This is a genomic window from Psychromonas ossibalaenae ATCC BAA-1528, assembly GCF_000381745.1.
Classification (GTDB): Bacteria; Pseudomonadota; Gammaproteobacteria; order Enterobacterales; family Psychromonadaceae; genus Psychromonas; species Psychromonas ossibalaenae.
The window spans coordinates 26,851-38,924 of record NZ_KB907014.1 but is presented as its reverse complement, the minus strand read 5'-3'; the positions used below and the strand labels follow the sequence as shown (position 1 = coordinate 38,924).

At 41.6% G+C, this 12,074-nt stretch carries 8 protein-coding genes; 1 reads left to right on the top strand and 7 read right to left on the bottom strand.

Annotated features, from left to right (window positions below):
• Both G327_RS0118575 and pmbA read right to left on the bottom strand, forming a co-directional pair.
• The coding region (locus tag G327_RS0118575) for a transposase domain-containing protein (RefSeq protein WP_019616313.1) at nt 1–250 on the bottom strand (250 nt) is incomplete at its 3' end.
• 125 nt (nt 251–375) lie between these two features.
• Entirely contained in the window at nt 376–1,701 is a 1,326-nt protein-coding gene (gene pmbA / locus G327_RS0118570) for a metalloprotease PmbA (RefSeq protein ID WP_026339437.1), read from the bottom strand.
• A gap of 128 nt (nt 1,702–1,829) precedes the next feature.
• Here pmbA and yjgA point away from each other — a divergent pair, with 128 nt between their 5' ends.
• Entirely contained in the window at nt 1,830–2,339 is a 510-nt protein-coding gene (gene yjgA, locus G327_RS0118565) for a ribosome biogenesis factor YjgA (protein ID WP_019616311.1), read from the top strand.
• A 119-nt stretch (nt 2,340–2,458) separates the two neighbouring features.
• On the opposite strand, the gene G327_RS0118560 is transcribed toward yjgA, so the two are convergent.
• The 5 genes from G327_RS0118560 to G327_RS0118540 form a co-directional block, all read right to left on the bottom strand.
• A complete protein-coding gene (locus G327_RS0118560) occupies nt 2,459–4,528 on the bottom strand; it encodes a methyl-accepting chemotaxis protein (RefSeq protein WP_019616310.1) in 2,070 nt (689 codons plus the stop codon).
• A 338-nt stretch (nt 4,529–4,866) separates the two neighbouring features.
• Nucleotides 4,867–5,619, bottom strand: coding sequence for a substrate-binding periplasmic protein (locus G327_RS0118555; RefSeq protein WP_019616309.1), 753 nt, complete (start codon nt 5,617–5,619; stop codon nt 4,867–4,869).
• Nucleotides 5,620–5,841: 222 nt separating this feature from the next.
• Nucleotides 5,842–7,287 (bottom strand): metalloprotease TldD, encoded by a 1,446-nt coding sequence (gene tldD / locus G327_RS0118550; RefSeq protein ID WP_019616308.1) that lies wholly within the window; start codon nt 7,285–7,287, stop codon nt 5,842–5,844.
• Between the two features lie 33 nt (nt 7,288–7,320).
• Nucleotides 7,321–8,163: a carbon-nitrogen hydrolase family protein gene (locus G327_RS0118545; protein ID WP_019616307.1), complete on the bottom strand. Its 843-nt coding sequence runs from the start codon at nt 8,161–8,163 to the stop codon at nt 7,321–7,323.
• Nucleotides 8,163–12,074 carry a YhdP family protein gene (locus G327_RS0118540; protein WP_019616306.1) on the bottom strand — a complete coding sequence of 1,304 codons (3,912 nt, stop codon included), beginning with the start codon at nt 12,072–12,074 and terminating at the stop codon, nt 8,163–8,165. The genes G327_RS0118545 and G327_RS0118540 overlap by 1 nt, the downstream gene beginning before the upstream one ends.

Sequence of the window (12,074 nt, the reverse complement as noted above, 5' to 3'; positions counted from 1 at the left end):
AAGGCGTACCGTTTGGAAGGATAATATCAAGTTGATTAACCAGTTGGCGCATTGAGTACTTGCGAAATAATGCCATGCCAATAACAGCCCAAACCATTTGTTCCATAGGGAGCTTACGTTTTCTTATCGTAGCCACGCCAGTTTGAGATAGTGCATCAGTAACTAACTCAGGTGCTAATAGCTCGTTAAGGCCAGTAAATTCAGTGAAGTGATTAAGTGATACCTGGGAAAGTGCTGTTGATAGTTGCATAAAAAAATCCGATGTTTTGTGAACATCGGATTTTGATCTTATTCAGTTAAAAATCAATAGATTTTTCTTAACTGATCGGCATTAGCAGAAAGCAGGCTTTTTTATTTGAAAATACAGATTCAGAGCTAAGCGCCGGCAATTTTCATTTTATTAATCAAAATGGAGCCTGTTTTCAGACTGCTGCGCGGATCAATGTCAGAAGCCACTGCCTCAATACCCATAAACATATCTTTAAGGTTACCGGCAATGGTAATTTCATGGACAGGATAAGCGATCAGACCGTTTTCAATCCAGAAACCTGAAGCACCGCGAGAATAATCACCGGTTACTATATTCACCCCCTGCCCCATTAATTCAGTAACAAACAGCCCGGTTCCCATCTCTTTAAACAGCCCCGATAAATCCAAACCGTTATCTTTTACAAACCAGTTATGGATACCGCCGGCATGTCCGGTACTAGTCATATTTAATTTACGCGCAGCATATCCGGTCAACAGATAAGTCTGCAGCACACCGTCTTCAATAATATTGCGCGTAAATGTTTTACCACCTTCCTGGTCATAAGGTGAACTTGCAATGCCTTTATGCAGATGCGGTTTCTCTGAAATCCGCATCCATTCAGGGAATATCTGTGTATCTAAACGATCCAGCAGGAAAGTAGATTTCTTATAAATACTGCTGCCGCTGATAGCGCCGACTAGATGCCCGAATAAACCACTGGCAACCTCAGGTGCAAAAATCACCGGACTTTCCTGAGTTTTAATTTTTTGCGCGCCTAAACGCTCAACAGTACGTTTTACTGCCTGCTCAGCAACCCATTCCGGGGTGAACATATCATTGATATCACGTGCACTTGTATAACTGTAGTCACGCTGCATATCGTCCTCATACTGACCGATCAGCATACAGCTTAAACTATGGTGACTGCTGGCATAACTGTGTAGAAATCCATGACTGTTACCGTATACCTTAACACTTGAATGGCTGTTAAAACCCGCGCCGTCAGAGTTAACAATGCGCTCATCACTAGACAGAGCAATATCTTCACACTGCTTGGCAATTTCCAGTAATTCGGTCGTGCTGTGAGTACTCGGATGATAAAGATCTAAATCTAACGGATTATTCTCTAAGCTGTCCATTTCTAACAAACCGGCATAGGGATCATTGCTGGTATATTTAGCAATATCAACAGCAGCCTTAACACTGGATTTTATTGCCTCAATACTCAAATCTGCTGTAGAGGCGCTGCCTTTACAATGATTGACATAAACACTGATGCCCATTGCACCATCATGATTAAATTCGATATTCTCAACTTCACCTAAACGTGTATTAACAGAAATACCCGATGTTTTGCCTAATGCAACTTCCGCCTGGTCGGCACCTAACTGTTTTGCAATTGCTAACGCTTCATTAACAGCATCTTCGAGTTGTTGCTTCTGTTCGATCATGATTAATACACCACTTACATAAGAATTTAATTGAAGAGCAAAGAATAACATGCTTTAAGACAAGCTTCCTCTGATGATGTTATAATGTGATTAATTATTTCCCGTTAATCATAATAGAAAATTACCCTATGAATAAAAAAGTTGAAGAAGTGTTTGAAGAAGACGAGATCAGTAAATCTCAGATTAAACGCGAAGCAGAAGCGCTGAAACTAATCGGCCGCCAGTTACTTGAGTTAAACAAAAAACAATTAGCACAGATTCCCGGCAGTGAACTGCTTTTTCACGGTATCGAGGTTGCGCATAAAATTTCCGGCAAACATGAAGCCCTGCGCCGTCAGATTCAGTATATCGGCAAAGTCTTACGTAACGAAGATATTGATGCCATCACAACAGTTCTTGATAAACTGAATAATAAACATCAGCAGTTAACCCGTGCGACACAGAATTTAGAACTATTACGTGATGAGCTGATTGCTCAGGGTGACCCAAAAATCAATGAGCTGTTAGAAAACTATCCAACTCTTGAGCGTCAGAAATTACGTCAGTTAGTACGTCAGGCGAATAAAGAGTTAAAAACAGAGAAACCGGCCAAAGCGGCTAAAGAGCTGTTTGCCTATTTAAAACCTGTTTGCTTGTAAAGCAGATAAAAAAACAGGAAAGTGCCGGACACTTTCCTGTTTGAACTTAATCTGTTTCCAGTCTTATAATTATCAGCAGATACTGATAAGTCCGTCACCACGTTGTTTTATAGCGCATATTATAATTTGAACTTACTCACTAAGGCGTTTAACTGTGAATTCGCTGTAGCGAGATTCTGAGTACTATCGGCAGCCGCCTGAGCATTTACGGTCAGCTCCTGCACCATTTCATGAATATTACTCATATTACGGCTTACTTCTTCACTTACCGAGCTTTGCTCTTCAGATGCAGTGGCAATCTGCGTACTAAGGTCATTGATTTCAACAATAAAGTTAGTCATAGCATCTAAACTTCCTGTCACCCGTTCCGTATTTTCAGCCGTACGTTCACAGCTTGCTTTAGTAATATCCATAGCACCAACGGCGCTGGCAGCGTCCTGCCGTAATGTATTCAGTATGGTATTAATTTCCGCTGTACTGGTTTGAGTACGCGCAGCCAGTGAACGAACTTCATCAGCGACCACGGCAAAGCCTCTGCCCTGCTCTCCAGCACGGGCAGCTTCAATAGCTGCATTCAGCGCTAACAGGTTAGTCTGTTCAGCAATTGAACCGATCACACTTAATACACTGATAATCTGCTGGGTGTTTTCATTCATGGTATTAATGCTTGATGATGCAGACTCAACTTCATCCACCAGAGCAATGACACTGTTGGATGCTTCAAGTACTGTCTCTTTTGATAATAACGCTTCGTCGTTGGCTTTCTGCGTATTGGTCGCCGTTTCAGAAGCGCCCTGTGCAACAGTTTCAGAAGTTGCACTCATCTCGGTAATCGCGCTGACAACCTGCTCAGTTTCAGCTGCATGAGCCATTAATGCTCTATTGTTCTGCTCCGACTGAATATTCAGCTGCGTAATACCTTCGGTGATATGTACAGAGGCTTGTGAAATATCACGAACCATCGACTGCAGATAAATAATAAAAGTATTAACAGACTGACCAATATCGCCCAGCTCATCATTAGAGACAATATCAATACGTGAGGTTAAATCAGCCTCTCCGCTTGATAAAGCATCAATACGCTCTTTCAATACCACTAAGCCGCTGACAATAGCGCTTACCACCCAGATAGCTATAGCAAAAAAGAGTACCAACAGCACTAGTGAAAAAGTTATCATTGAAGCCACTTTCTGCTTAAAAATATCTTTAGTAACCTGGGTCAACCCTTCCTGTACAGTAATAATATCACTCTCGTAAGCACCAGTTACAATTGTCCAGCCCCATTCTGGAAATATATGCCGGGCATAATTCATTTTTTTCTCAGGCATTCCGGTGGCCGGATTTTCATAGACAGTTTCAACAACAGCTTCTGCTTTGCTTCCTATTTCAGCGGCAATACTGGCGGTGGTCGAACCTATTGTGCCGACAATTTCCGCTTTAGGATGCGCAAGAATGACGCCGTTTTTATCCTGCACCCAGAAATAGCCGTTATCGCCGTACTTAGCAACGGTTATTGACTGTAATGCGGCATCTATTTTGCTCTGCTTTAGCGTACTGATATATTCGCCGCTGGCAACAACCAGATCCAGTGGTTTAAAATAAAATGAAGCTGTGATCTTATCTTCTATTTTTTGGGTTGTCGGGTTTAAAAATGAATATTCACTAAAGCCGATATCATTGTTTTTAGCCGCTTTTACAACATCCCGAACAAAGTACCTGCCGTTAGCACCTTTTTTGTCATAACCATTTAAGCCGACATTATTTAAATTACTACCGTAAGCCGGACTCACCCAAGTAGTTGCATTATAAGCGAAAAAATAGCGTCCGTTATTCCAGCGGTGGTGATTCAGAAAAGCATAAATATTAACTGCAGCTTCGCTGTCTGAACTGCTGTTTTTGTAAATTTTTTCAATTGTTGCTCTGAAAGTAGACATTTCAATTTCTAAATCATGCTTAATATTCTGCAGTTTAGACTGCTCATAAAAATCAGATATAGAGCGGGTTACCGTATCAACCTGGCCGTGCAGATTGTTATTAAGTACTTCGGCAAACTTAGTTCTTACGTTACTTTCTTCAGCTTCAAGCACTGCGCTTTCCGTATTTATCAGGTAGGTAATAAAGAACCCTCCGATTAATAACAGCGGTACGCACAAGGTGATAATCAGCTTTGTCTTCATCGTAAATTTCACAATATAGTCCTTTATATTTTACTATTTAATCAGCACAAAAGACGCGGATTATATAAGGAAATAAGAGTTAAAATATCAATTAAAAGTCATCTATTGCAACTTTATTTTGACTTAACATGACGGAGTAAGCTAATAAAGGGAGATGTAATAAATCTATGTCGCTTTTAAATATAGGACCATGAAATAATTTTAAATATGAAAAGTTGATATCTGTGAGTGTTAACTAGAATAGGGGATTATTAAATACTATTTAGTTATGCGGACATCTATAGCGCAGAAAATTGAACTAGAAATACTAATAAAGACGATTAAGCCTGCCGGTGAGCTAAAATACAGCCTTAAAAACCATGCTTTTGTAAAATTTTATCGAATGTTCCATCCTTATGCATCTCTTTCAGGCCTTTATTAAAGGCTTCTACTTTCACGGCTGCATTATCAGATTTTTTAGATATACACAGATACATCTTCTTATCCTGCAGCGGAGGGGAAATTGATTCTATCTGTCCGAACATGTGCGGCAGGTATTTATTAAGCAGGTAAAAACCTACAAATTTATCGGCAACGATCAGATCAACCCGTTCAGCGAGAAGCTTTTTGATATTAACAAGATCTGTTGTTACCTGCTCTTTACGCAGGTAGTCTGCAGCATCAAATTCCGGCGTATTAACAAAACCTCTCACCACACCGATCCGGTAAGGTTTTAAATCGCTCAGCTCTTTATAGGTAATACTGCTTCCCTTAACTTTAAACAAAACAACCGGCCCGCTGATTATACTGTCGGTAAATAACGACTTATCCTCTCTCTGTTTTGACCAGTATGACGGAAAATAACCGTCAAATTCACCATATTCAGTCTGAGTTACCGCGCGTTTCCAGGGTAAATAAACATATTCAACCTTATAACCTTCCCGCCGAAATGCTTCACGCGTAATTTCAGCCATAAAGCCCTCATCACTGAGCTGCTGACTGATATAGGGTTCCCAATCAAGCGTTGCGATGCGTATTGTTTTTGTCTTAGTCGCATAAGCGAGAGAAGAGACGACAAAGGTAATCAACAGAATGATCCAAAGTATGCTTATTCGATGACTCATCTAAAACTCCTTTTGACAGTCAGAAACAGCGGTAAAAGACACAATTAATCAGCAACTGTGATTAATAGAACATTCCTGTTAAATTACAATAATTTCTCTCTCAACCTTAGTTCAAAGAGGGAGTATTTCAAGCGCAGGGGGGGAGATAAAGCAGTGCTTTAAACAGCCTGTTCACTCGTTAAGTGTCAGGCTGTTATAGATATGATATTTCGGGAATCTCGCTTAGTTAGTACCACCAACAGTCAACTGATCGATTTTCAGTGACGGCTGACCTACACCGACGGGTACACTCTGCCCTTCTTTACCACAGACTCCAACCCCCGGATCCAGCTTCATATTATTAGCCACCATAGAAATCTGCTGCATAGCATCAAAGCCGTTACCGATTAATGTTGCTCCTTTAATAGGAGCAGTTACTTTACCATCTTCGATTAAGTAGGCTTCTGAGGCAGAGAAAACAAATTTACCCGAGGTAATATCAACCTGACCACCGCCGAAGTTTGGCGCATAAATACCTTTCTTAACACTACTGATCAGCTCTTCATGCTCGTATTCACCGTTAAGCATAAAGGTATTAGTCATACGCGGCAGCGGTAAATGCGCATAGGATTCACGGCGCCCGTTACCCGTCGGAGCACCCCCCGTTAAACGTGCGTTTAATTTATCCTGCATATAACCTTTTAAAATACCGTTTTCGATTAACACATTACGCTGACCGGGTGTGCCCTCATCATCAATATTAAGCGAACCGCGGCGATCTTTTATCGACCCGTCATCAATAACAGTACAGTGCTTAGAGGCTACCTGCTCACCAATACGCCCAGAATAGGCAGATGAACCTTTACGGTTAAAGTCCCCTTCTAAACCGTGCCCTACTGCTTCATGTAATAAAACTCCTGGCCAGCCGGCACCGACAATCACCGGCATTGTTCCTGCGGGTGCATCAACAGCATCGATATTAATCACTGCTTGTTGTACTGCTTGACGAGCATAGGAAAATGCCTTTGCTTCTCCCTCTGCGGTATCAGTAAAGTAATCTAGATCAAAACGTCCGCCGCCGCCGGCACTGCCGCGCTCTCGTCTGCCCTGTTTTTCAATTAAAACCGAGCAGCTGAAACGTACCAGTGGACGAATATCGGCAGCTAACGTACCGTCACTGGCAGCCACTAATATCTCTTCATAAACTGCATTTAATGAAACACTGACTTCGCAGACCATAGGCTCCAGTGCACGAGTAAAAATATCCACCTGTTTTAGAAGTTCGATTTTTTTATCACGCGATAAGCTCAGCAGGGGATCAGACTCACCGTAAACAAGTTTACTCTGCTCTGGTAATATCAGTTTGATCTGTTTTTCCTGACCGCTTTTAGCAATACTTTTAGCTGCATTAGACGCATCTTTGATTGCCTGTGCAGATATCTGATCCGAATAAGCAAATCCGGTTTTTTCTCCGGAAACGGCGCGGATACCCACCCCTTTTTCGATATTATAACTACCGTCTTTAACAATACCGTCTTCCAGCAGCCAGAACTCATTACGGCTTGCCTGAAAATAAAAGTCTGCATAATCAATCTGACCGGTATAAATTGAAGCGAGTTGGGACTCTAAATCACTAAGCTGCAGCTGAGCTGGGGCTAAAAATCGTTCACAGACTTGATCGAAAGACATTTATATTTCCTTTAAACTTTTAAAACGGATATTTCATTTCCGACGAAATGAACTGCTAAAACGGTTATGGTTTACTAAGGGCATTTTTTGGCGAACTTTATTCAGCAGCTGCTGATTAAATTCACACTTAATACTGCCCTCACCATATTGTAACTCTTTATGAACCTCTCCCCAGGGAGAGATGATCATGGAATGCCCGTAGGTTTCACGACCACAAGCATGTACCCCCCCCTGATTGGCGGCTACAATATAACACTGATTTTCAATTGCACGTGCCTGTAATAAAGGCAGCCAGTGCGCATCACCGGTAACCTGGGTAAAAGCTGCCGGCAGAAGTATCACCGAAGCCCCTTGTTCACGTAATGTTTGAAATAATGCGGGAAAACGCAGGTCGTAACAGATAGCCAGCCCGACTTTAAGCGAGCTGCCGGCGTAATGATAATCAAATAACTTTATCTCCTGCCCGGCTGTAAATGTATCCGACTCTTTATATAAGCCTTTTTTATCCGCAACTAACGCATCAAAAAGATGCATTTTATGATAAAAATTTATTAACAGGCCCTGCGGTGAAAAAACCAGACAGGTGCTGTAAATTTTATTTTCCTGAGTACTTTTTATTGGGAAACTGCCGCAGACTAAATAACACTGGTACTGCGCCGCTAATTCAGCAAGCCGAGTCTGATAATAGCCCTCACCTAAATTTTCGGCTAACGCCAAATAGGTTTCTTTATCAGAAAAGCAGAGCGCATTTTCAGGTATCAAGACCAGCTCTCCAGGTTCAGGACTGTGCTCGGCTAACAGCCTGATTAACGACTGTAGATTGTGCTCTGGTACAGCGTCGCTGAGCATCTGCACTGCGCATAAGTTAAATGCCATTAAGGAACCAGCGGGCCGTTTTGCGGCTGATATTTATTCATCTCTTCAAGTACTTCACTATCCTGCAGCTTAACTTTCGCTTTCTGGCTGGAAAGCATCTCTACTTTAGGGTTATCAACAGGCCCTTTGACAGAAAAGTCAACGCGTATCACTGTTTCAACTACCGGTTCAAATAACTTAGACAGCATCAGCACAGCAGCGCCGGTTAACGGATTAATAGCAAAAGCTGTTAATACCGGTAAGCTGGATGTAACGGCAGGGCTATAACTGATTTTATAGTTAGTATCAAAGTTGGGCAGATCAATCAGACCTTCACCGGTTATTCTTCCCGCAGACCCGTTTAAATTAAAATCATCATTTTCCACAATGCCGTCAGTAATATTACCTGAGAGTGTAAACTCATCAAAGCTGAAACCTTTGGAAAAAACATTGTCAAACTCCAGGTTAAGACTACGGCGAATACCATCAAGGCTGAAAATACTTAATAACCTGGCGCCTTTATCACTTACCTCGGTAATTGCACCGTCTTTAAGCTCAGCGGCAAAAGCGCCGTTTAAGGAGTCAACATTGAACTCCCAGGGTGCGCCGATCCAGTTAAATGCACCGTTAAATTCAGCTTTCTGATATACCATCGGGTTAGCATAACCAAGTCGTTTAATGGGGCTGTTATGCTGATCTGCAATACTGTCAATAAGCACATTGGTACGACGCTGGTCCCAGATTCCCGAGATGCTGGTAAACTCATTTTCACTGCCGATCTTTATATAATCAATATTAAGGCGTTTTTTGCTTGGAAAAATATGCATATTTAGAGGAGACAAATCAATATCGCCAACAATACACTCTGCACATTCAGCAAAAACCTCCGGGTAGTCATTCATCAGATTACTGCTTTGATATTGTTTTTTCATCGCAACAGATTTTTTATCCGCATTAAACTTAGACAAATCCAGTTCCTGAAAATTAATTTTTTTAATATCCAGATCCACACGTACCGGCACCCCGAAACGATAGTCAGCCGTGGCCTGTAAATTATTAGAATAAATGTCAGCAGACCATTTTTCTTTATCGTTAAGCGCGGTTATTTTCAGCCCGGATAAAGGCTGCTCAAACAGCTGCGCCTGCCTGATATCAATCTTTACTTCATCGAGGACAAACACAGTGGCGGTTTCTTGATCAGGCGCCAAACTCCCCTGTTCATTTAACTCAAGCCATTGCTCATACCAGGGGGTTATATCTAGCGTATCTAAATTAACCTCCACAATATGCTGGTTTGTCTCTACAGATGATAAAACATCACCACCGATATTCACTGCGGCATAGGGAATAGTTGGACGCTCTCCATGAAAATCCATCGCTCCTGCAACCGCCAGTTTGTCTTTTATTTTTGCATTGATTTTAGTATTGAAATCATCACCAGAAATCTGTAGTTCGGTCGGCCAGGACTGCAGTGCATTTTTATTAAACGGAGCAGGAAGGCCGCTTATCATGCCTTGAGCAGTCGAATTCAGTGCGACATCAAATTCATATCCGCCGGAAAAACTATATTCAAAATCAACACGACCGTTCCAGTCTAAGCTGCCCGATAATTGCGCAGGTTTCAGCAGTGTATGATAATCACTTAACGGCGCTAACTGCCATAAACCGGCAATATCTGCATTAACCTGATAAGTTTCATCTTTTTCTTTACTAGTAAAAGAAAAATCTAGCGGCTGTTCAAACAGCTGCGCAGTTAATGCTTGAGCAGTCAAATCTCCGTTAATAAAACTAAACTTCCCGTTTACCTTTTTCAGGGGCATGGTCAGATCATCTGTTAAATGCAGATTGATATCATTATCCGCTAAGGTGATCTCTCCAACTGTCTGCTCGGACAAAGTTTCACGGTTAAAAGGAATGCTTAGGTGCAGTTTTCCGCTCAGTTCATTCTGCACTTCAATGATATTAAGAGCGTTACCAACACTGTCCTTAAGCGGAGAACTTTTTAAATAATCACTGATCTGTTGTGCATCATCACTAATATCTGCATTAATAGTTAAAATACCGTCAGGGTTAAGATGATCAATTTCAGCATCAAGTTTCTGTACACTTATTTTTCCTAAAGAAGCACGCTTCGCCTGCATCGTTAGCCGGTCATTTTCAAAGAACAGATCTAAATCTAAATCGGTTAATCCCTGCCATTGCCCGTAAAAGTCATACTGTGCTTTCCGTACCGGTACCCAGGCTTGAAAAACACCATTATACTGCTGGTACGGATAGTCAGAAAAAGCCCCGTACCAGAGGATTTTTGCCCCTTTTACCTGACCTTTTTTGAGCGTCGGTTGAAGATAGTTAAAAACATCATCGCCCATAGCTTTGATAGGATAATAATGTTGTGCTTTTCCCGCATCGTTAAGGGAGGCATAACTGTACAGGCTCAAAAACGGGCTTTGATTTTTTGCTTCTTTCTTGGGGAAAAGCAGAGAGAACTGCGTTGTTGTCTCAAGGTCTTCAGTTTTTAATGAACTCTGCTCACTATATAATTTAAAACCTGTATCTGTCTGCATCCAGCGCAGATCCAGCAAACCTGATTTTACCGGCATCGGACGACTAAATTGTCCGTCAAAGTAAATTTTTTGTTTCGGCAGCTTAACAGTAAGCTCACCTTGAGAAACGCCGCCGGAAAGTTCAATATGCGCATTACTCAGCCCGGGTATGCCGTCCTGCGGTCTATTTTTAAATGCCTTTAAGCTGGTTCGATAATTCAGCGTATTATCTTTATTTTTTAAAAGACTCAAATCATTTATCTGCGCATCCATATCAAATGCACTTAAAAAAGCAGTCTGCTCGGCGCTTAAATCACTTCCTAAAAGATAAAAGGGCAGCAGATCAGCCAAATGCAGACTGCTGAAATCAAGGTAGGCACTCTCTGTTGTACCATAGCCGTTAATACTAAGGCCCTGCCATTTCTTCTGGTTGCGCTCAATATCAAGGTCATAACTGTCCAGTAACCAGGTTTGTCCGTCATTAGTTAACTGCAGCGAACCGCTGTTTAACTGCCAGTCATTAAAGTGCTTTGACTGCGACCAGGACAACTGACTATCCTGCAGCGCCACCTGAATTTTATTAAAATGGCTGGATTTCCCTAGAGAAAAATCAGCCCAGGCTTCAAAACCTAAAACAGCCTTTGCAATGCGCGCATCGACATTAACCCTGTCTATCAGATAGTCTGTAATATTCAGGTTATTCGCATCAACATAAAGCTGACCGAAAAACTCTTTATCTTTACTATTATTGTCCGGACGCAGATCTACAACAAACTCTAAAGAATTATCCCCCAAACTATGCGGAAGAGAAGCGACTCCAACCCCCTGATGCAGGTCACCTTTATTCAGCCAGCGTAAAGTCTCTATAACAATGCTTTTATCATTACCGAGATGATCTTTAAACTTAACCTCACTGTCTTTAATAGAAAATTTATTCAGCTGCTGCAGAAATATTTTTTTCAGTGAATCAAGCGTAACCAGAGACTGCTCTGACTTAGGTGTACTCTCGAGACCGGGTTTAACCGTTAACTGCGCGCCCTGCAGCGAAATTCGATTAAACACTAGAGAGCTTTCTGTAATGGAATCCCATAAATTAAGGTGCAGGAAAAGATGATCCACTCTTAATACAAAAGGAAGATCAGCGGAATCCAGCAGCTCAATACTATTAAGTGTTAAAACCATACCGTCGAAATCAATACCAGCGGAGACATCTTCAACCGCTAAATTGATATTGTATTCTTTGGCCAGCCAGAGCGCGGCATCTTCCTTATAATCACCAATACTGACTAGGAAAATGCGTAATAAAGTTAAACACAATGCGATCAGAAACAGTTTAAAAGCAACGAGTGCGTAAAGACGTTTCAACCATCTAAAGGTAAAATGTTTCAA

Bases quoted from the DNA above. Each gene is read 5' to 3' on its own strand.
- pmbA (WP_026339437.1), bottom strand. From the start codon at position 1,701: ATGATCGAACAGAAGCAACAACTCGAAGATGCTGTTAATGAAGCGTTA.
- yjgA (WP_019616311.1), top strand. From the start codon at position 1,830: ATGAATAAAAAAGTTGAAGAAGTGTTTGAAGAAGACGAGATCAGTAAA.
- G327_RS0118555 (WP_019616309.1), bottom strand. From the start codon at position 5,619: ATGAGTCATCGAATAAGCATACTTTGGATCATTCTGTTGATTACCTTT.
- tldD (WP_019616308.1), bottom strand. From the start codon at position 7,287: ATGTCTTTCGATCAAGTCTGTGAACGATTTTTAGCCCCAGCTCAGCTG.
- G327_RS0118545 (WP_019616307.1), bottom strand. From the start codon at position 8,163: ATGGCATTTAACTTATGCGCAGTGCAGATGCTCAGCGACGCTGTACCA.